At 68.7% G+C, this 21115-nt stretch carries 18 protein-coding genes and 3 pseudogenes; 18 read left to right on the top strand and 3 right to left on the bottom strand.

Translation table 11 applies throughout. The features are described 5' to 3' along the window. The 11 genes and pseudogenes from FF096_RS25750 to FF096_RS25690 all read left to right on the top strand — a co-directional run. Positions 1-436 (top strand): annotated as a pseudogene (locus tag FF096_RS25750) (hypothetical protein); the annotation flags it as partial. A gap of 421 nt (positions 437-857) precedes the next feature. Further along, entirely contained in the window at positions 858-1889 is a 1032-nt protein-coding gene (locus tag FF096_RS25745; protein WP_155222144.1) for an ArdC-like ssDNA-binding domain-containing protein, read from the top strand. A 142-nt stretch (positions 1890-2031) separates the two neighbouring features. Then, positions 2032-2598, top strand: a complete 567-nt coding sequence (locus tag FF096_RS25740) for a hypothetical protein (protein WP_155222143.1) — start codon at positions 2032-2034, stop codon at positions 2596-2598. Between the two features lie 177 nt (positions 2599-2775). Then, the gene (locus FF096_RS25735; protein WP_155222142.1) at positions 2776-3096 is read left to right on the top strand and encodes a hypothetical protein; all 321 of its coding nucleotides are present in this window, start codon (positions 2776-2778) and stop codon (positions 3094-3096) included. Next, complete coding sequence (locus FF096_RS25730) at positions 3080-4354, top strand: DNA-processing protein DprA (protein ID WP_155222141.1); 1275 nt, start codon at positions 3080-3082, stop codon at positions 4352-4354. Before FF096_RS25735 ends, FF096_RS25730 begins: the two co-directional genes overlap by 17 nt. 136 nt (positions 4355-4490) lie before the next feature. After that, on the top strand, positions 4491-5243 hold the full coding sequence (locus tag FF096_RS25725) for a hypothetical protein (RefSeq protein ID WP_155222140.1): 753 nt from the start codon (positions 4491-4493) through the stop codon (positions 5241-5243). Beyond that, positions 5240-5755: a hypothetical protein gene (locus tag FF096_RS25720; protein WP_155222139.1), complete on the top strand. Its 516-nt coding sequence runs from the start codon at positions 5240-5242 to the stop codon at positions 5753-5755. The genes FF096_RS25725 and FF096_RS25720 overlap by 4 nt, the downstream gene beginning before the upstream one ends. A 95-nt stretch (positions 5756-5850) precedes the next feature. After that, positions 5851-6740, top strand: a pseudogene (locus FF096_RS25710) (DUF4192 domain-containing protein). After that, the gene (locus tag FF096_RS25700; RefSeq protein WP_155222137.1) at positions 6737-7531 is read left to right on the top strand and encodes a hypothetical protein; all 795 of its coding nucleotides are present in this window, start codon (positions 6737-6739) and stop codon (positions 7529-7531) included. The pseudogene FF096_RS25710 and the gene FF096_RS25700 overlap by 4 nt, the downstream one beginning before the upstream one ends. A gap of 272 nt (positions 7532-7803) precedes the next feature. Continuing rightward, positions 7804-8757, top strand: coding sequence for a DUF2637 domain-containing protein (locus FF096_RS25695; RefSeq protein ID WP_155222136.1), 954 nt, complete (start codon positions 7804-7806; stop codon positions 8755-8757). A 414-nt stretch (positions 8758-9171) separates the two neighbouring features. Further along, positions 9172-10227: pseudogene (locus tag FF096_RS25690) on the top strand (M23 family metallopeptidase); the annotation flags it as partial. A 281-nt stretch (positions 10228-10508) separates the two neighbouring features. Here FF096_RS25690 and FF096_RS25685 read toward each other — a convergent pair. Together FF096_RS25685 and FF096_RS25680 are read right to left on the bottom strand one after the other, a co-directional pair. After that, positions 10509-10889 (bottom strand): hypothetical protein, encoded by a 381-nt coding sequence (locus FF096_RS25685; protein ID WP_155222134.1) that lies wholly within the window; start codon positions 10887-10889, stop codon positions 10509-10511. Between the two features lie 800 nt (positions 10890-11689). Continuing rightward, positions 11690-12964 carry a helix-turn-helix domain-containing protein gene (locus tag FF096_RS25680; protein ID WP_155222133.1) on the bottom strand — a complete coding sequence of 425 codons (1275 nt, stop codon included), beginning with the start codon at positions 12962-12964 and terminating at the stop codon, positions 11690-11692. 51 nt (positions 12965-13015) lie between these two features. Here FF096_RS25680 and FF096_RS25675 point away from each other — a divergent pair, with 51 nt between their 5' ends. The 7 genes from FF096_RS25675 to FF096_RS25645 all read left to right on the top strand — a co-directional run bounded on the left by FF096_RS25675 (position 13016) and on the right by FF096_RS25645 (position 20859). Continuing rightward, a complete protein-coding gene (locus FF096_RS25675) occupies positions 13016-13405 on the top strand; it encodes a hypothetical protein (RefSeq protein WP_155222132.1) in 390 nt (129 codons plus the stop codon). 233 nt (positions 13406-13638) lie between these two features. Continuing rightward, positions 13639-14271, top strand: coding sequence for a toll/interleukin-1 receptor domain-containing protein (locus tag FF096_RS25670; RefSeq protein WP_155222131.1), 633 nt, complete (start codon positions 13639-13641; stop codon positions 14269-14271). Continuing rightward, a complete protein-coding gene (locus tag FF096_RS25665; RefSeq protein ID WP_155222130.1) occupies positions 14268-16424 on the top strand; it encodes a hypothetical protein in 2157 nt (718 codons plus the stop codon). Before FF096_RS25670 ends, FF096_RS25665 begins: the two co-directional genes overlap by 4 nt. A 17-nt stretch (positions 16425-16441) precedes the next feature. After that, complete coding sequence (locus FF096_RS25660) at positions 16442-17554, top strand: hypothetical protein (RefSeq protein WP_155222129.1); 1113 nt, start codon at positions 16442-16444, stop codon at positions 17552-17554. Positions 17555-18011: 457 nt separating this feature from the next. Beyond that, positions 18012-18881 carry a protein phosphatase 2C domain-containing protein gene (locus FF096_RS25655; RefSeq protein WP_155222128.1) on the top strand — a complete coding sequence of 290 codons (870 nt, stop codon included), beginning with the start codon at positions 18012-18014 and terminating at the stop codon, positions 18879-18881. 5 nt (positions 18882-18886) lie between these two features. Beyond that, entirely contained in the window at positions 18887-20173 is a 1287-nt protein-coding gene (locus tag FF096_RS25650; RefSeq protein ID WP_155222127.1) for a hypothetical protein, read from the top strand. A 20-nt stretch (positions 20174-20193) separates the two neighbouring features. Continuing rightward, positions 20194-20859, top strand: coding sequence for a VWA domain-containing protein (locus tag FF096_RS25645; RefSeq protein ID WP_309223921.1), 666 nt, complete (start codon positions 20194-20196; stop codon positions 20857-20859). 33 nt (positions 20860-20892) lie between these two features. Here FF096_RS25645 and FF096_RS26940 read toward each other — a convergent pair. Next, positions 20893-21115: hypothetical protein (locus FF096_RS26940; RefSeq protein ID WP_230462976.1), on the bottom strand; the 223-nt coding region annotated here is incomplete at its 5' end.

The raw sequence follows: 21115 nt of genomic DNA, 5'->3' as shown, positions 1-21115 counted from the left end.
CAACCGCCTCCACATAGGCCAATCACCCAGCATCATCCCAGCTCACTGGCTTGCCGAGCGAGAACGCAACGGCCCTGCCTGGCAAGTCGTCCGCCAGTTGAAGATCGTGGGTTGCCGGCTCGTCTACGCGCTGCCCAAGGCACGCAAAAACACGGGCATTCCGCTGCCCTCGTCGGTGGGTGCGGCCCTCGCTCGCCACCTGGAGAACTTTCCTCCCGTACCGGTGTCGCTGCCGTGGGAGGTGCCCGGCGGGTCTGTGGTGACGGTCAACCTGGTCGTCCACGGGCGGACGAACGTCGCCATGGACCGCCACACGTTCATCCGGGACTACTGGCGCCCTGTGGACTGCCGGCATCCAGCCTTTCCGGGCCACCGGGATGCACGCCTTGCGGCACTTCTACGCCTCGTGCTGATCGATTTCGCAGAGAAGCGTTGAAGCGCTGTCGGAGTACGAACTCGAACAGGTCCTGCGCCGCAGGTTCACGGATCCGCACCGGCGGCTGAACGGCGTCGACTGCTCCGGTAGGCAGCATGGCCGGCCCGTCGCCTGCCGCTACGCCAACGCACCGGCCGGGGCCGACCCTCGCCCCCGCAGGCGACCGCGCCGCAGCAGCCCGGCGCTGGCCACAGCAGCGGGCCGCACTCCGCCGGCATCACCTGGCACTCCCGCGCCGGACGCGTCGTAGCAGCCCCACCTTCCTGAGCCGGTCGGCGTGAGCCGACCCGCCGGTGAACCGTTCCCGTCGGTTCGAGGCCGTTCTCGGTCCCGGACCGCAGTCCCACCTCGTGCCTACGGGCCGGCTGGGGCTGCGGCCCCAGCCTGTCCGCCGCCACGTGGCGGAGACAGGAGGGCCACCATGGCCATGACAGCCGAGCAACGCGACGCGTTCCTCGAACGGACCAAAGCCGAGTTCGACGCCCGGCTGGCGCGCCTCGCCGCCGACCCCGCCGAGTGGGTCACCTTCATCGAAGAAGCGGCCGTCTTCGGCGCCCGCTACAGCCTGAACAACCAGTTCCTGCTCATGCTCCAGGCCGCAGAACGGGGCATCGAGCCCCGCTACTTCCTGCCTTACGGAAACAAGCAGGGCACGTCGGGCTGGAAGGCCCTCAAGCGGCACGTCCGCGAGGGCGAGACCGGGTTTTTCATCTGGGCGCCGGTCACCCGCCGCCCCAGCGAGGAGCAGGCCCGCGAGTGGGAGGCCGCCGGCCGCACAGTTCGACGCGACCCGGACGGCCGCCCCGCGATCCAGGTCGTCGGCTTCCGGCCCACCAGCACCTTCGACATCAGCCAGACCGACGGTGAACCCTTTGAGGTACCCACCGTGCGGTGCTGCCGCCAGGTGAAGGCCGCCGGCGGGAGGACCGCGCAGCTGCTCACCGGCGATGACCCCACCGGCGCCTACGATGACGTCGTCGGGCTGATCAGACAGGCCGGCTACGCCTTCGCACTCGTGCCTGCGGGCAGTGCGTACCTGGGCCGCGCGAACGGGGTCACCGTCAAGGGGACCGGTATGCAGGTGGTGCGGGTGCGCGACGACGTCAGCGACGCGCAGCGCATCAAGACCAGCCTGCACGAGTTGGCCCACATCCGGTGCGGGCACCTTGACGACCTCGACCGGCAGGAACTGCTGCACCGCGGCCGACGCGAGACCGAAGCCGAGAGCATCGCCCACCTGGTGTGCCGCGCGCTCGGCCTCGACACCCAGGCGTACTCCGACGCGTACGTGCTTGGCTGGGCCGACGGCGACCTCGCCCTGATCCGTGACTGCGCGCAGACCGTGCTGCGGGTGGCCAAGACGATCCTGCGCGACCTCACCCCAGACGACGACGCTGACCTCACCGAGGCCGCCGCCGAACCTGGGCTCGCAGCCGAGGTGCAGCCCGTGTGACCGGCCACCGCCGCCGACCGCGTCCTCTTGCACCGTTCGTCGACATCCCATCCCACGCCTGGCCGGCCGGCAGCGGAAGCACACCCGCCCGTCCGTCTGTCCGGCAGATCCTGCACTCCCCGCACGCGTTAGGAGCAATGACATGCTGTCCCCGCAGATCACCGTCGCGCTACCCGAAGTCGTCACCCGGATCGAGGAGAAAGCCGAGGATCTCGGCTGGGACGTCCCACCGGTCCTTTTCGCCCTGTTCCACCGCCAACTGGTCAAGGGCTCCCCGCTGCACCTGATCGAGGTGGAGGCCTCGCCGTTCGCCCTCGATCTGAAGCCCGGCTCGGACTCCAGTCTTGCTGGCGTGTTGAACCTGCTCGTCGGCTTCATCTCCATCCCCGAAAACGCCCCCGGGCTGACGGAATGGCTCGACGCCACGCATCGCACGTTCGTCGGGTACGCGTTGGTGTGTGAAGGCTTCCAGTACACGCCGTATGCCGACTACGCGTACGGCGACATCAACATGGTGCCGGCGATGGCCGACGCCGAGGTACGCATCGTCGTCGCCATCGACACCGACGGCCGCTGCTACGAGACCAGACGTGTCCGGGGCGAAGGTCCCCAGCCGATCACGGTCCACGACGGGCTCACGCCACAACTCCTGGCCGGCGCGATCCCCGACGTGCTGAGCCGACTGGTCACCGCAACCCACCACCTGTGACTGGCCACGCCCATCAAAGGCCGGTCTCCCGTCTCGTCCAGCGCCACCCGTCTCGGGTGGCGTTTCGCATGTCCGCCAGGAACTGCTCATATCTGAGGATCGCCGACCCGCGCACCGGCCGGTGACGCCGCGACACACGTCGTAGCCGGCCAGCCCGAAGGCCGCCTTACCTGACCCATGACAAAGCGGGTGGCCATGGGCTCTGCCGCCCACGACGGCGCGCACCACATCCGTCCGAACGGGCCGGGCCGGCACCCGACCAACGCCCGTGTGCCCCGAGCGGAACTGGTCGGGCCGCTCGGCCGGGCCGTCGGGCGGGTGCTGGCCCCGCTAGACGCCGCCCTCGACACCGGCGGCCTCACTGACCGGGGCGGGGTGCAGGTGCTGCGCCTGGCCTTCACCCTCGCCGACCTCGACGGCCGGCCCCTACCCGACGCGGGCCACATCACCGAAGCCCTCAACCTGCACCAAGGAGACAACCATGCCCGCTATCACTGACCCCACGATCGCCCGCGCCGTGCTGGCCCACCTGACCACGCCCGGCAACCGTCACATCCACGCCCTGGTGCAGAACGAGGGCCCGCCGACTGTCCTGTGCCGCCTCCTCACCCGCGACCTGCCCGCCGCCGCGATGCCGGCTCCCGTCGGGCATTTGCGCACCGTCGACGAGGGGCAGCTCGCCGAGGTGATTGTCGCCGACACCGCACGCCTCGGCGCGCGGATCGTGACGCCGAACGACGCGGAATGGCCCACGGTGTTGCGCGACCTTGTTCCCGCCCGTCACACCGCCGACGGCGTCGATCTGCCCGCGCCGCCGCTGTGCCTGTGGGTGCGAGCCGACCGGCCCCTGCCCGACCTGCTGCACCGTGCGGTCGCCGTCGTCGGCTCCCGCGCCTGCACCTCCTACGGCCAGCACGTCGCGACAGAACTCGGCCACGGGCTCGCCGAGCAGGGCTGGATTGTTCTCAACGTCGGCGGCTACGGCATCGACGCCGCCGCGCTGCGCGGCGCCCTCACGAGCCGACCCGACGCCGCCGTCGCGATGCCCGCCTGCGGGCTCGACCGGCTGCACCCCGCCGGCAACCGGCCGCTGTTCGACCGGCTCGACCTGATCAGCGTCTGGTCGCCGAGCAGCGACCCCAGCCGCATCCGAACCCTGCTCAACCAGACCTGGCTGGCCGCCCTCACCTGCGGCGCGGTCCTCGTCGAGGCGGCCCCCGGCAGGGGCCGTGGCATCCTCGCGCGGGCGCTGGCTCTGGGCAGACCGGCCATGGCCGTGCCGGGTCCGGTCACCTCCCGGCTGTCCGCCGGCTGCCACCAGGCGCTGCGCGAGGAGCCCCGCATCCGTCTGGTGTGCGACGCCACTGACGTCGTCGCGCACCTCACCAACCGCACCAGCCGAGCCGGGCAGCGCCGGGATCTTGCCACGACGTGGGAGCCGGGGTGGGTGGCGCTACCTGGGGTCGGCGGCCCGTACCCGGCGCTCGTGGCCGACCTGCTCAGCCCGCAGGGCTGGCCGATCGCCCGGTTCGGCACCGACGCGATTGTTCGGATCGCGGCCGACTGCGACGCGCTCGCCGCGCGGGTCGGTGAGTCGGCCGGCACCACCCGCATCCGCCTGGTCGACGGCACCGTCCACGTGAGTGAGCGGGCCGGCACGTCCACGGAGTCGACGAGCACCATCGCGGCCGACGCCGACGGCTACTACCTCCTTGACGGCTGGAGCTGGCAGGTCACCGACCCGCCCCTGGCGTGAGCAGTCCGCCTGAGCCGCCATCTGTCTGCCGTGCCCGGGGAGCGGCTGCGGCCCGTCCCGGGAACGGCAGGTGCTGCACCGGAACCAGCGCCTCAAGCCCGAGCCACACCCCCACAGTCAACCTGGAAGGAGCAAGGTGGACACATCTGAGGACTGGCGGGAAATCCTCGACCTCATCACTGCGTGGGGCGAGGCCAGCCGCCGCAACGACACGGCGCTGCCCACCGACGACGAACTGTGGGCACATGCCCGCCGTCACCGCACCCTCCGGCTGCCCGCGCAGGTCGACGACCTCATCGTTGACGACCTGCGGGACGCCTTCAACGCTGGCCGGCTGCCCCATCTGATCGACCTGGACGTCCTCGTCGCCAACCTGGCCCAGCAGGGCCGTCCGGCCCTGGTCGAGCACAGCGGCGGCAACACCGCCACCGTGCGCACCGGCAGCCGCTACACCGACCGCCCCGGCGACACCCGCTGGTCGGTGTCCGCCGGGCCGGGCTGGTTCGCCGCACCCGGCCGCCGTCGGCCCCTCGCGGACACCAGCGAGTTCACGATCGGTCCCCACGACGAGGACAGCTGGAGTGTCCTCGTGCCCGAGCACACCACCACCGCGCAGGTCACCGCGCTGGTCATCGCCACCATCGACGAGGTTGAGGCGCGGCGTGCCCGGCTGGCCGCCACCGCGTCGGCCGCCGCCGGCGCCGTGGTCAGGGTGGTCGCCGCACGGTACCCGGAACTCGGCCCCGCCGTGCCGGACCCCGGTCGCGAACTCGTCCGCGACGTCGGCGACCTCATCGCGGACTGGCTGCACGCCCGGGTGCCCGCCCTGCGGGCCGCCCCGCCCACCATCACCGACCAAACAAGCAGTCAGGAAGGGACAAGACCGTGACCCGACCCGTATGTGGCACCTGCGCCACCCCTGGCAGCGTTCGGGACGGCCGGCCCTGGTGCGGCACCTGCCGGATCTGGCTCGTCCTGCACGGGCCGACCGGCCAGTGGGTCAGCTATGCCGAACATACGTCACGGGACCGAGCCGCCGAGACGGCCCGGCTCATCACCGCCACCGCCCGGCAGGTCACCGAGCACCTACCCCGAGTCCACCGGATGCTCCCCAAGGGCTGGACGGCCAGACCCCATCAGGGTATTGACGATGCTCCGTACGCGATCGCCATCGACGCACCCGACGGAGTCATTGACGCGACAACCTACCTGCACCCACCCACCGACACCTCCGGCTGGCACGTGACCGTGCACAACCGGGTCACCGGAGTCGGCTTCCCCTCCTACACCGACGGCGGTGCCCGCGCGGCATCGTTCGACACCGTCGAGGCCGCCGCCACCGACGGGATCAGGCTGCTTTGCGGCGAGATCCACGATCTGGCCTCACGCCGGGCCCGCTGAGCGGGCAAACCTGCCCACAGCCCAGGGAGAGGATTCCGGCGCACCACCATTTTTGTGAGCACCACACCGCCGCTCCGCTGTCTGCTCGATGAGGCATCTCTGATTCCGTCACTGGGTCGTGTCACCACGCCGGGACGGGCGGGCGGATCCCTCACCTCGCGCAACTCCTGCCGGCGCTGCAGAAGGTCGACACCACCCACCTGGTCCTCATCGGCTACGGCCCCGACGAGGTCGTCGCACCTGAAGTCACCACCGGCCGGCACGTGTTCACCATCGCCGGGCTCGAGGTGCACGACGCGCTGCGGGTCTACGAAGGCCACTACTGGTCCTACCTGTGCACAAATGCCGACTGTTGCCCGCCGCAGGGAACACCGTTCGACCGACCTCGAACCCGCTCGCACTTGAAGCCATCGTCGGCGGATCCAGTCCGTTCCCCGACCGGGCCAGCGTCGCCGCCTCTATCGACGGTGTCGACGGCCCTCAGCGCGCGGCCATGGCCGCGGCCACCGCAGCGGCCCGTCATCGGTTCACCGACCTTCTCACCGACCGAACTGTCGTCGTAGCCGAAGGACGCGCCGTGCTGGCCCACGCCGCCATGCGTTACCAGGCTGGGCAACGCTGCAGCAACGACGAAGCCGCATGGCTGAGCGTCCTGCTCACCGTCTTGCCCGTGCGCGACCACGCCTGGGCCACCGCGACCCGCCAGCGCTGGCACCTGGCGCTGTGGCGAGATCTCACCCAGCGAGCCGAAACCCGATCTGGTCGACGACCCGGCCGCGCTGCTCGCCTTCACCGTCTGGCTGGCCGGTGACGGCGCACGTGCCAACTCGCCCTCGACCGCGCCCTCACGGCCGACCCGCACTACCGGATGGCGCTGTGGATCCGCCAGGCGCTACGCGCAGGCATCCCACCAGCCGCTCTCAGCGACTGGCCCGCCGACATCGACACCCCACCGGGCAGCCGAACCAGGAAGGACCCGTCATGACCGATCACCACAGCCTCGCCGACACCAGCGGCACACTGCCCGAGCAGACAGCGTGGACCGTCGAGCAGATCACCGACCTGCTGCACGCCGGGCTTCAGCAGAGCCCCGGTGTTATGCCGACCGGCACCGCCCTACGCGCCACCGCAGACCTCATCGCGCAGCAGGTGGCGCTCCTGCGCCGCGCCGACACCGACCTGATCACCGCGCTGCGCGGCGCGCTCACCCAGGCCGACCACACCCTGCGCGACAACAACGGCGCACTGGAATACCGCTACCAGCAGTTCGTCGACCTCGTCCGACGCTGGATCATCTGGGCGGTCAACACCGGCGCCCTGTCCGTCGCCGACGCCAACAACGCCCTGCACTACCTGACCATGCCGCCGCCCCTGCGCACCCACTTCGAGGCGACCGTCCACACCCCTTTGGCCGTCGACGTCGACGCCGCCACCACCGACGACGCCGTCGCCTCGTCACAGCAACTCCTGCGCGTCGACCTGCGCAGCCTCGATGCGGTCGTGCACCCCACCGAACCGTGGCAGCTTCGGCTACGCGTCCTCGACCAGCCCGCAACTCACCCCGACGAGCAGCAGTATCGGTACCGGGTGGTGTGGGTGGTGCCGCTGGTCGTCACGGTCAAGGCCCTCGACCACCGCGAGGCCATCCCCATCGCCGTCGACATGGTCACCGCCGACCTCGACCGCCTCGACGTCGCCCGGGCGCACACCGCCGACATCCGCGCCGTGGACATCGCACCGGTCCACCACAGCGACTACGACCCCACCACCGACTGACACCCCCCGCGGTCTGTTCCTGACCCCGGGTGACACACCGACAGGTGCTCCCCCTGGGCGCCGGAATCACACCCCATGCGGTGCCGGCGCCCCAGCGCCGGCACCGCACGTCTTGAGTGGAAGGCGCAACCTCTGATGCCCTCGACCCGCACCACCCACAGCCCGGCCGCCGGTCCCACCCGACACCACAACACCGGTCCTGCCGGTGTCGCGACATCCGGAAAGGGCCGCGACCCCGTTGACGGGCCGCACCACCGACGGGGGTGCCGCTGATGGACGGTCGTTTCCTCGCCGCCGGCATCGCCGTCGCGGTCGCACTCGCCCTCACCGACATCGTCCTGCGGCTGCGCGCCCGCCACGACACACCACGACGGTCACCAGGCGACCTCGCGATCACCGCCGCCGCCACCCTCACCACCCTCGGACTGGCCGGCATCGCCGGCGCCGTCAGCTACGACCATCTCCGGGAACTCGCCGAGTCCCGAGGCGAAACCGGCTGGCGAGCCCACGCCTTCCCACTGACCGTGGACGGCGTCGAAATCGTGGCGACCCTGACCATCCTGGCCGACCGACGCGCCAGCCGCCCCTCCACCTGGGTCACCTGGACCGCACTCGTCGCCGGCGGCATCGCCAGCCTCGGCGCGAACATCCTCGTCGCCCAAGACGACCTGATCGCCCGGATCATCGCCGGCTGGCCAGCCATCGCACTCATCGCCGCGATCAAAATGCTCTCCAGCATCCTCGAACACGCCCCACGACACGACACCCCACCCGACCGACACGCTCCCGCCCCCTCCCTTAACAGGATCGCGGAACCGGCCGATGCGCTCGACGACGCACCGACCGAGAACGTGCCGCGACACGAACCGCCCGCCACACTCGATGACCCGGCCGTGTCGCGACCCGACGACACCGACGGCGACACGCCAGCCGCCGACGACTGGCCGGTCACCCTCATGCGCCGCATTCCCGTCAACCCCGAGCCCTACCAACGCTGGCAGGCAGTCTGGGCTGACCTGAAAGCCGGCCACACCGACCTCAAAGATCTCGCCCGACGACACCACTTCGACGTGCGCTCCGTCCAAGCCATCCGCCGCGCCGGACAACTCGGCATCCTCGACCACCCCGACCCGCCCGCACGACGCCTCGCCGCACTCCCCACCGCCACCGGACACCACGAACCACCACCCCCGCCGGCCACCGATACCCAACCGGCCTCACCGTGACCGACCCCGCCGCCTCGGTAAACCGCCCCCACGTTCGTCGGGGAGCCGGGTTCACTGCTGACATCCGCCGCCAGCCGTGCACACGCCGAGCGGATCTCGTCTGCTGACCAACCCTCAGAGCACTGGCGTCGAGAACGGCGGGCACGTGACATCACGAACCGTCTTCCCGACGCCAGCGTCCATTCCCTGCTCGAACCGCTACTGACCTCACAGCCGCTGTAAGCCCCGCACTCGACCGTGCCGCAGATGCGGCCATTTTTTGTGCCCACAACCAGCAGCCACAAGCACCACAAACCACGGAAACCGCACCGAACAGGGCGGCGAAATCCTGCGATTGCCGCCCCCAGATCTGGAGGACCTTGTGACTGCGCCAGCAACCGCCTCTACCCGCGACCGCACGCCCGGGGCACGACGATGAGCCGCCGACTCGCCACTATCCTGTTCGCCGTCAGCCTCGCGGTGATCTTCACCTGTGTCGCCGGCACCAGCATCCTGGTCGGCACCCCCGCCATCAACTGCGCGCCCAGCCCCACCATCTCCCTACCGCCAGCCCCCGCCGGAGGGTGGCCCAGCATCGGCCGCTGGGACCGCGACCAGGTCAGCAACGCCGCCACCATCACCGCCGTCGGCGCCCGCGACGGCGTACCCGCCCGCGGCTGGGTCATCGCCGTCGCCACCGCCATGCAGGAATCCAGCCTGCGCAACCTCCCCGGCGGCGACCGCGACAGCATCGGCCTGTTCCAACAACGCCCAAGCCAAGGATGGGGCACCCCACAGCAACTCCTCGACCCCGCCTACGCCGCCGCCACGTTCTACGCCACACTCCTGACCATCCCCCACTGGCAGACCATGCCGCTGACCGAAGCCGCCCAACGCGTCCAAATCTCGGCCCACCCCGACGCGTACGCGAAATGGGAACCCGACGCCACCCTGCTGGTCACCACCATCACCGGCGGCAACCTCCCGTCGGACGGATCACCAGCCGCCGAGAACTGCGACGTCACCGGACCGTGGACCCAACCGATCCACGCCCCCGTAGGATCCGGATTCCGGACCGCCGCACGCCCCGGACACGACGGCGTCGACCTCGCCGCCCCACGCGGCACCATCATCCGCGCCGCCTCCACCGGAACCGTCACCCGCGTCCGCTGCAACGCCATCGACCGCCGCGACGGCAGCAACTGGGGCTGCCACCGCGACGGAAACCCCAACCACACCATCGGATGCGGCTGGTATGTCGACATCCAACACGATCAAGGAATCATGACCCGCTACTGCCACATGGACAAGCCGCCCCTGGTCCAACCAGGCCAGCCCGTCACCGTCGGCCAGCCCATCGGTCTCGTCGGCTCCACCGGACACAGCTCAGGCCCACACCTGCACTACGAGATTCACACCAACGGCGACTCCAGCAGCGCAGGCGCCCAAGATCCCGTCCCGTTCATGATCGCCGTTGGTGCGCCACTGGGTGAACTGAGCGGTGATGCATCACGAGCCGTCACACGGGCGGATACGGACAGCCGCGCTCACAACTGGGCCCAGAACGTCTCTACGCAGGGCCTTCGCGCCTCGGCCGTGGCGCAGGGTCGTCGGCCGCGAACTCGTGGTCGACGTAGTCGGCCACGTTCATGCCGTAGTAGATGACGTCAACGCCCCAGATCGACATCACCGGATTGCCCCAACTGCCCGACCCGCAGGGCGTGAACCGGTGCACATACACTGGCACCAGAGGACCATCGGCGACGAGACGCTCACGCGCAAATTCGCATCGCGTCCGCCTCTTCGACAGGCCGCGCATCGCTCCACCACGGGTGCCAGTACCCACGTTCGATCGCACCCAGCGCGCCGTCCAAGGCAAAGTCCAAGTGCTCGCGCAGGCGCCCGGGATCCCCGTCCCGCCAGTCAGGCCAACCAAGATCGGTCGTCTTGTCAGGGTGATCGTCGCCCTCAGTCCAGACCGGAAGCCCTTGGGCGAAAAACGCGCGATGGTCGTCCGCGAACTGAAACCCAAACCGCTGCTCCACGTCATCGAACTCATGGTTCGTCAGACCAGGCCGAATCACCGTCCGACCCAACTCGGCGAGGCGCCGCGCCGCAGCAACACCCAACGACACCCCGTCGTGCTCCACCATCGGTCCAGGCTACCGACGGGCTACCGGCACGGACAGGCTTCACCGACTGCCAGCAAACCGGGCGGTGATGCATCACCGATCCCGCAGCCGCTGCCGCCACCATCCCTGGGCATGCCAGGCACTCAGCTTGGCAGCTCGGGGATCGGGCAGCGTCTTGCGGAGAAACTCCTCGTCCAACGTATCAACGCCACGCCGCAACTCACGGCGGGCTGACGACGGCAACCAGCGCATCGCGTCTTCAGGGACGTCTCACTGGTCTACGGGATCGCAGGTCGGACAGGGACAGTCGTCCAGACGAAGGTTTAGCCACCGACCGGACTGCCGAATCGTACGACGATAGCCGATCAGCGCGGTCGCTACCGAGCCAATCTCCGGATGCCGGAGCTGAGGTCTGACGATCGCCGCGTTCGCGCGGCTCGACAGACCATCGATGGGACGGATCTTGCCGACATCTCGGCCGGCCGACTTCGATCGCGCGCGAAGCGCACCAGGCGACCTACGCGCCATAGACCTTTCGGGGCTGACTCATGACGATCACTCTGCCACACCGCCACCACGACCTGCCAACACATCCCCACAGCCGCCTTGCACCAGCGAGAACCGCGCCAACTGGCCGCCAACACATCGAGATCCGGCGAATACCGCCGTATCCCAGCAATCCCCGCTGTATCGGGACTGGTCTGCCCCTGGGCAGTCGCACTGTACGACGATGGACGAAGGGCAGAATGACGGCGCGTGGCCTATCTGATAGACGAAGCGAACTCGCCCTCGCCGATCGGCCGACGGGTGATGCTGGCCGATCATCCTCGACTCGAGACCGTGCGGTCAGCACTGCTTCGCGAACTTACTGGCGAAGGCCGCAACTCGTGGTCGATACGGATTCGGAAGTCCCGGATGTCCGCAACTTCCGGCCAGCGCCGCACCACGGTGGCCAGCGTGTGCAACTGGTGGCGGACGGATGCCGAGTCGACCCTGCTCGCCTCGTCCAGCGCGACCGTCCCGGCCTCGCAGGTCCGTCGCAGATCACCGCTGACGGCGTGGGCCAGCGCGAGACGTATGCCGTACAAGGCTCGTGCCCGGCGGGCCGATCGGGGCGCGCGGCGCAGCCCGGTGTGCAGGGACTCGACCGCCTGCTCCGGTACGCCTAGGTCCAGATAGCACCAACCACGAACGACGTCCATCAACTGCCCGCCGCCGCCTGGCCCGAGGGCGCTATCGATGCCTGTCTTCACCGCCTCGGCGTCCGCTGCCGCAGTCGCGTCGGCCGCCCGGGCCAAGGCCGACCGGCACTGCGGTGCACGCCCGAGCAGAGCCCATCCCTGCGCCGCCCGCTGCGCCGCCAAAGCCTGGACGCGGAGCGACGCGGATCCGGCCGAGGCATCCTCGGCCAGGGCGACCACGGCCGCGCCGTCATCGTTGTACAGCGCCACGTCCGCGCGTCTCAGCAGCGTGTATGACACAAACGACACATCGCCGGCCTGTTTCGCCAGGGCGGCGGCGAGTTCGGTCATGGCGAGCGCGCCGGCGTCGTCACCGCACTCCTGGATCATCCAACCGGCGTACTCGGCATAGTGCGCGGCCAGCAACACCAGACGGTCCCACTCCGCGCCGCCGGCCTGCGCCGCGGCGGCGCGGAGCATGCCGAACTGAATTGCCAGCGCCGGCAACAGTGCCCTGGGCGCACTGACGTGGCCCTGAGCCCGGAGTACCTGAAAGAGTGACCGCGCTTCGTCCACAGTGTTCTTATGATCATCAGTGAGCACTGTGGCGCCCGAAGCGGCGCGTTCGAACGATCGCACCAGGAACGTCGCCGGTCGTGGCGCTGGCAATTCGGGACGAGCATGCGCCGCACCCACCGGCACGGGCTGCGTCATCAGGGCCAACAGGGCGCCGTCGGCCGAGACCGCTCGATCGCACATGCGCGCGATGATTGCCGACGGCTGCCGCAAACCACGCTCCACCCGGCTCAGGTAGCCCGCGTTGCAATGCACCTGAACTGCCAGATCACGTAGCGAAATGCCCTGCTCCGACCTGCGTCGCCGCAGCTCAGGACCGAACTCCCCGGTGGCGTTCATGGCATACCTTACTGTCTATCCACTGTCGTGCGCTCCTGACACCATGCAATCATGGCACGTGAGGCTCACCTGCAGATGATCCAAGCGGTAGTGTCCCGGCTGGCCGCTCAGTCCACCACCATCAAGGGGTGGTGCGTGACCCTGACCGCCGCTCTGCTCGGCTACGGCGCAACCGCAGCCACCCCCATCATCATCGGTCTGGCGCTCTACGTCATTGTCGCGTTTGCGATCCTCGATGCCTACTACCTGGTCCTCGAGCGCAAATACAGGGACCTCTACCTACGTTCGGCCGGTGACGATCAGGACGGCTGGAGCCTGACCGTGTGTCGTCCCACGCCGGGCCAGATTATCCGGGGGTTGCGCAGCCCGGTCCTGGTGATCCTCTATGGCATGTCCCTTCTGGTGGCTTTCGGCGTGGGCCTTTATCTGCTGTACAAGTAACCGGAGCCTCCTTACCACGCCGGTCCAGCCCCGTACGCCTGATCCGCGCGATGACAGCCGGTGGCCGTCCGGCCATTCTTCGCACCCCGATCATCCGAGGATCACGACTTCGGCACGGGTCGGGTTGCCGCCTTGCCCGAAGCGGCAACTACTGGCACCAGGCAACGGATTGCCCACTGTCTGATCCGGTGACATGGTTGTGCTCTGTTCCATAGTATCGGAGGCGGCTTTCCTTGTCCGAAATTTTCATCAATTACCGGTCGGACGACGACAGTTATGCGGCTCCTCTTCTCGACAACCATCTGCGTACCGTCTTCGGCGACGAGAACGTATTCAAGGACAGCCGGTCGATCGAAGCGGGCACCGACTTCCCGCCACGACTCTGGTCGGCGCTCATGGGCAGCAGGGTGCTGCTTGTGTTGATCGGCAAGCGCTGGTTGGCACTGACGGACGCGAGCTCGCGACGGCGGATCGACCACCCTGACGACTACGTGCGCCGGGAGATCGAAGCCGCGCTGCTCGCCGGGATCCGGGTCATCCCGGTGCTGCTCGACGGTGCGAAGCTTCCCCGGGTGGACGACCTGCCGGTGACGGTGCGCGGCCTGACCAACCGGCAAGCCATGCACCTGCGGCAGCGCGAGTCCGAGATCGACCTGCCCGCGATCGTCAACGAGCTGTCGAAATGGGTTCGCCCGATCAAGGGCACGACGGTAGGGGCGCATGACCAGGCTGCACCGTCGGCGGCGCGGGGCGACTTCAGGTCGGACGGCGTCCATTTCGAGCGCGGCGGCACCTACATCAAGGACCTGCACGGAAATGCCGACGTCGTGAGCGGGGACAAGAACGTCTACGGCGGTATGCCGTGAGCACCGACCCGGTCGGCGCACCGCCCGTTCCATCCACCGTCCCCACCCAAGGTCCGTCGTCACCTGCTCCGGCCGCGAAGCCGCGCGGGGTCAGGCAGGCTGGCACCGACGTCGCGGCCAACGCGCAACAGCCCGGTCAGGCCGCTGAGACCAACAGCTTGCGCCGCGAGGCCGAGGTTGTGTTCGCCTCCGGCGGGACGTTCTTCGGCAGCGCTGCATCGGTGAATAGTGTGTCCGGCAACCAGTACGTCTACCACGTCACGTCGCCGGACGGCCGATCCACCGTTCTCTACCGCGTTGACCCCGCGCAGGCTCGGCTGTTACGCGAGGCCTTTGTGGCCGATGCCGCGTACGCGGCATTGCTCGGTCGCAGCCGGACCCGCAACGTGGTGATCCTGCAGGCGGCGCGTGGCGCCGGCCGCAGCGCCACCGCCCAGCGGCTCCTGCTCGACAATCACCAGACTGAGATCTTCGGCTTCGCGCCGGACGTGCCGATCGGCGATGTGGCTACGACGATCACCAAGGCCGGCGGCTACCTGATCGAGGAGATCGACGACACTAGGGCGCGCGCACTCACTACCCTGGTCCTGAACGATCTCGACGCCAAGCTCGGAGCGCTCGGCGCGAAGCTGATTATCACAATGGCCGCCGACCTGACTCTCTCCGATCCCGGCCTGCAGAGCTTCGTGATCAGGATTGAACAACCGCCGAGCCACCGCTCGATCATGGAAAGCCACCTGAGGTATCGGCTCGGCGACACCCGCGCGGACAATCTGCTGAGCCGGCCCGATTTCTGCGCCGTTTTCGACGACGCCGTCACCTCCGACTCCGCCCGCGACCGGGCCGCTCAATTCGCGGTGTACGTCGAGGAGTTGATGGCCCGCGGACATCTGGAGCTGGGTCTGCTCCGGTCCCGGATGAAGTCGTCAGTGACCGGTGAGGTGGAGAGCTGGTTCAACGGGCTGGCCACACCGTCGCTGAAGTACCTGGCGATCGCGGTCGCGCTGCTCGACGGGCTGCCTTACCAGAGCGTGGTGGAACCGGCCGAGTCATTGGAACGGCGCCTCACCCGCCCGACTGCTTCGACACCTGCGCCGGCGGCAGCCGCGGTCGACCCGTTCGCCACCGGGCGTACCCATCGGGTCCGTCAGATCCGGGCCGAGGTGGTGCGCTCCGAGATCACCACCAGATTCGGACGGGTACCCGCCGAGATAATCCGGTACCTCGATCCGGCGTACCCGCGGGCCGTCATCGAGCTGGTGTGGCGTGAGTACGACGGCCTGCGCAGAGATCTGCTCGGCTGGCTGGGCGACCTGGCCAACCATCCGGTCGGCGCGGTGCGGGTGCGGGCGGCCGCCGCGATCGGGCTGATCTCCACCACCGCGTTCGACTACATCAGCAAGATCGTGCTGCGCCCGTGGGCGAACGACTCCAAGGACAACAAACGGGAGATGGCCGCCTTCGCGCTGCGCGCCGCCGGTCGCTCCCGGAAGCTGCAGCAGCAGGCTTTGACCCTGGTCGGCGAGTGGATCACGAGCGATTCGTGGCAGCTGAACGCGACCGCTGCGCGCGTATACGGGTCGGCGCTCGGATCCGCCATGCCGGACCGGGCGTTCCGGGAGCTCGACCGGCTGTCGCGCACCGAGTACGCGGATGTCGCCTTCGCGATCAGCTACAGCCTCGCCGAGCTGACCGAGGCCGACCATCGCCATGCGTTTCCCGCCACCGACCTGTCGGTGCAATGGATGCGCAGCCAGCATCAGGGGCAGAGCGCCACCGGCGAGATCGCCTTTCTCACCCTGGCGGCCGACCTGGTCGGGGCGGCGGATGCCGGGCACGTTCGCTGGCCGCTGTTATTGCAACTCGCCCGTACCGACCGCGGGCTCTCGCACGCCGTGGCAGCAGCGTGGAACTTCACCCTGAACGGCGCAATGTTCCACCGCTTCGCGCAGGACATCGCGGGCTCCTGGGCCGAACGCGTCGAGCCGGATGAGCAGGCGCGCCAGGCGTTGGCGCTGATGCTGGCGAGCGTCTGCGCCGGCAGCGAGCGCACCGAGAAGCTCGTCCGGCACATGGTCCGCGGCTGGATGTCGAAACCGGGCAGCGCTCAGGCGCCGCAGACCGCCCAGGCCGTGCTTGCCGCCCTCATCTGACTCTGGAGTAGGCACCGATGGATCCGAACCCCGTTCAGTCCCTAATTCTGACCCAGCAACCGGTCAACCGGATGCAGTTCTCCGCTCCGCCGGTACGGGCCGGCGTGACGGTTGTGTACTCCCGTGCCGACGGGACGGTCGAGAAGCTGGATCACCGGCTGACCTTCACCGAGGCGCTGAGTGGCGTCTACCGAAACGTGTACGAGGTGGACAGCACCCGCCACGACACCCGCATCACAATCAACGGGCGTGACCTGCCCACCCGCGACGACCGGTTCTACTTCGTTGCCGACGTGACCGTCAACTGGCAGGCGACCAGCCCGGATGTTGTGGTCCGGGAGGGTGTGCGGGACGGCGTGTCGGTCGTCTCCCGCCGGGTCCTGGCTCTGCTGCGCGGCATCAGCCGGCGATATCTGATCACCGATTGCGAGCGGGTCGAACGTGAGATCAACGACCTCCACCTCGGCGGTCCTGTGGTGATCTCCGAGTACGGCATCACCATCCATGGCGTCACCGCGTTCGTCACCCTCGACGAGGCCGCCCGTCAATACCTGCAGCAGCAGGAACAGATCGAACGGCAGAAGGATCTGACACGCCGTGGCCACGTGCTGAGCGTCGACTCGCTGCGCAACGAGCAGGAGCTGGAGCGGCAGCGAATGGAGGCGGTGGCCGAGGGCGTTCAGGGCGAGCTGCAGCTAATTGCACTTCACCTCCGCCACCATCCCGACGACGCCCTGCAGGTGATGCAAATGATGCACAACCGGCAGCTGGAGCTGGAGCAGCAGCGGCAGGCGCGATATTCGAGCTCGGACGAGATCTTCACCAAGATGCTGGACGCCGGGCTCGTCCAGGCGGCCGACGTAGAGGAAATCCGCCGTCAGGTCCTGCAGAACGCCCTGCACATGGTCGGCGGCGCCCCCGAGCCGCCACCAAACGTCTTGGCTGCGCAGCCGGCGGCCCCGCCGGCCGGCGCGTCCCCTGCGCCTGCCCAGGCGACGCGGCCGCGCAAGCCTGCGGGCGGTGCGTCCACCACGCCGACGCTGCCACCGGCCACCCCAGCTCCTGATCCGGACGGAGTAGGCGGCTGGCGACCTCGCAAGTCGGCGCAGAGCGGGACGGGTACGAACTGACGTGGGGCCTTCCTACACGCTGTTCATGATGGGGCTACTCGCGGTCGCCGTCGTCATCCTGTTCTTCTCGGTTACGTTGATGTCCTACCGATCGACGCGCCACAACGAGGATCGGGCGCACCACCACCAGTGGTTACGACCTCACCTACCCGGCCGCAAGGACCGGTCCGGAGGGAGTGAGCGGCAGCACGACCACCCGCCAGGTCCGCCCCGTCGCCAGCGGGAAGAGAGCGTCGATCAGCCGCACCGATCGGAGAAATCCGCGTCTCAGGCAACGCGGAGCAGCTCGGATCCTGACAATGGCCGCATCTTCGAAGCGCCGCCCGGACCGTCTGGCCAGCCGGGGCCGTCCGCCGATCCAGCGAAGCCGATCCGGACCGGCTCCCCGGTGGCCACCCCACCACCGCGCGCCGCTCCGGCGGTGCCCGTGGAGCACGTCCTAGCGCCGGAAACCGCGATGTCGCCGCGCTTTCTGCCGGGCTCCAAGGCCGCCGGGATGCCGTGGCTGCTGCCCGCCGAGAGCGCCTCTCCATCCGGCGTCGCCGCTGATCAGGCGGTCCTGGGCAACCTCGAGGTGCGCGCCGCCTCGGTGATCGGCTCCGGTCACCGATGCGAGGAACCGGTCAAGCCGCGCCAAGACGCCTACCGTGTGGCCCGCGACCGCAACGGCGACTTCCTTGTCGTGGCGGTGGCCGACGGTATGTCCGACAGCGCCCGTTCCGAGCTCGGTGCCGCCACTGCGGTCGGCACAGCCGTCGCGCTGGTACGACGCCATCTCGACGAGCGGCGGCCGCTGGAGAGCCTCAATGCGGCCGTGCTGTTCCACGCCGTCTCCGTCGCGCTGATCCAGCAGGCCAAGGACCGAGGCCTGGAACCGAACGACGTACGCACGACGCTCGCCGTCGCCGTGCTGCCGGCGTACCGGCAGGGTGGCCAGCGGCCGAGGGGCTGGGTCGGCCAGATCGCGGACACCCACCTCTGGCAACGTCATGACAGTGGCTGGAAGTGCCTGACCGGCAGGGCCAAGGACAGCTACAACGGCAGCACTCTATCCGCCTTCTTGCCGCACACCCCGGACGCCGCCGCCGGGTTGACGTTCGCCCTCGGCGACGGCGACACCGTCGCGGTGCTGTCGGACGGTGTCGCCGACGCTTTCTCCGAGGTGCCTGGTGCGGCCGGTTGGTTCGCCGAGCGCTGGCGCCGGCCGCCGCCGCTCGCGTCCTTCATGCTGGACGTGGACTTCGACGCGCGGCAGCAGCTGGACGACCGGACCGCCGTGGTGGTGTGGGCCGGGCGGCAGAGCCCAGGTAGGGCCGCACTGCGATGAGCTACATGACGATGCCGCCCGTCATGGAGGTGAGCCAACTCGGCGTCCTGTCCGACACCCCGGATTTCAAGCCCGCTGGGGAGAGTCTCGGCGTCTGGCGTACGCCCAACTTCCCCGGCTACCTCTTCAAGAAGTACAACGCCGAGGTGTGCAGGAAGGTCGACCCCGCCGTTCTGGACCGCCTCATTCAGCAGCCGCACGTCCTGTCGGATCCGTCCGAAGCGGCTTTCCTCGCCGCCAGCACTTCCTGGCCGGCCAGTCGGATCATCGAACAGCAGCGGACCGTCGGCGTGATAATGCCGGAGGCGCCGCCGCGTATGTCCGTGAACTGGCTGCCAAGGTCGTACACCAACCCCACTGTGCGGCACGGCCCTATCCCGATCGACTATCTGGCCAAGAACGACGACTGGCTGGAACAACGCCAGATCCCCCGCCAATCAGCGGCCGACCGGGACGCGCTCTGCCGGAGCCTGGTCCGCGTAGCCTGCTTCTTCGAGCAGTGCGGGCTGGTTTACGCCGACTGGTCCTATGCGAACGCCTTCTGGCAGCCGTATGAGCACACGGTCTACATCTTCGACATCGACGGATCCTCCTACGGGCCTCGGCCCCACGTATTCACCTCCGAGTTCGAGGATCCGCTCACGCCCGACCCACAGCCGGTCGACAACTACACCGACCGCTATCGCCTTGCGCTGCTCGTCGGGCGCATCATCACCGTCCGGCGCAGCCAGCCGGATGTGAAGGCGGCGCTGGCTCAGATGGCCGGGCCCGTCCCGCAAACGCTGTTGGCCATGCTCTCCGGCTCCGGCGACCGGACGGCCCGGCCCACGCTCACCCAACTGGCCAAGGTCCTCGGAGTGCTGGCGCTGCAGACCAAACCCATCGACAAGACCGGCGTGGGCGGCTGGCGCCCGACGAAGGGCCAAAGCGGTCATTTCGCCCCCAGCCGCCCGAACACCACCGCGACTGTCACCTCGCCGCCGGCGGCACCGGGATGGCGGCCCCGACGCGACTTCAAGGGCGGACGGCCGACGCATCCACCCCCGGCGAACGGCGGGCTTTTCGGCGGCCGCGCGGTGGCGCCACCCCAGCCCAGCGATCGATCGGAACCGACACCCGTACTACCGGCCTTCCGGCTGCCACCGCCACCGCCACCGACGACGACATCAATGCGCACTCCCCCGACCACCTCGTCCACGCCCAGCCCGGATTGGCCCGCCAAGATCGGTGGCATGTTCGTCATCGCATTCGTCGTCGGCCTGCTTTTTCTCTGCGGCTATCTCATTTTCTGACACTTGAAAGGACATTGTCCGTGACCGAACCCATGGTCAAGTCGAAGGTGCTACCCACATACCTCGTCGTTGACACATCGAGCTCGATGAAGCCGCAGGAGCAACTCCTGAACGACACCATCGACCACGTCTTCGAGGTTCTGGGCAACAGCCCTCGCGTATCCGAATTCGCCCACATCTCGATCGTCACCTTCAACACCGACGCCCACGTGGTGCTCGCGATGGCCGACATCGATCAGGTCTCTCAACTACCGATGATCAGCTGCGGTGGGAGCACCAATTACGGCCGCATGTTCCAGGTCGTCAAGCAGCGCATTGATGCCGACATCGACGACCTGGGCAAACTCGGTCGCGCGGTGCTGCGCCCGGCGGTCTTCATCCTCACCGACGGCGCGCCGATGGACAAGAACTGGGCCGGCGACTTCGACGCCCTCACCGACAAGGGTTTCCGACGCCGTCCGCACATCATCTCGTACGGCTTCGGCACCGCGAACGCCGCGGTTCTCGGCAAGATTGCGACCAAAGCGGCCTACCTGGCGACCGAGGTCGACAACGAGAAGGAAGCCATCGTCAGCATGCTCACCAGCCTCCTGAACACGTTGGTCACCTCGGCCAGCTCCCAGGAGCTGCGCATTCCGGAACAGGTTGACGGCTACACCCGGGTACCGATCGAGTATGTCAACTGACGAGTACGCCGCACGGCCGGAACGGGCTGAGCGCTAGACGAAGGCGCTCAGCCCGGCCACTGCCCACCCTACGATCATCGTTTTTATTTCGCGGGCGCCCTCGTAGGAATACAGGGCCTCCGAGGCCAGGGCGATTGCGTAGTCGGCTGACGGGCTGCTGACCAGGGATTTCGAGACGAGTTTGGCCTCTGTGGAGGCGCAAGGAGCGGGTGAGGCCGCATCGGTGATCATGGAGTTGCGACGCTTCACGACTCCG

It is taken from the genome of Micromonospora sp. CP22, from assembly GCF_009712475.1.
GTDB lineage: Bacteria > Actinomycetota > Actinomycetes > Mycobacteriales > Micromonosporaceae > Micromonospora.
The sequence above is the reverse complement of the archived record's forward strand: the minus strand, read 5'-3'. Positions and strand labels throughout refer to the sequence as shown.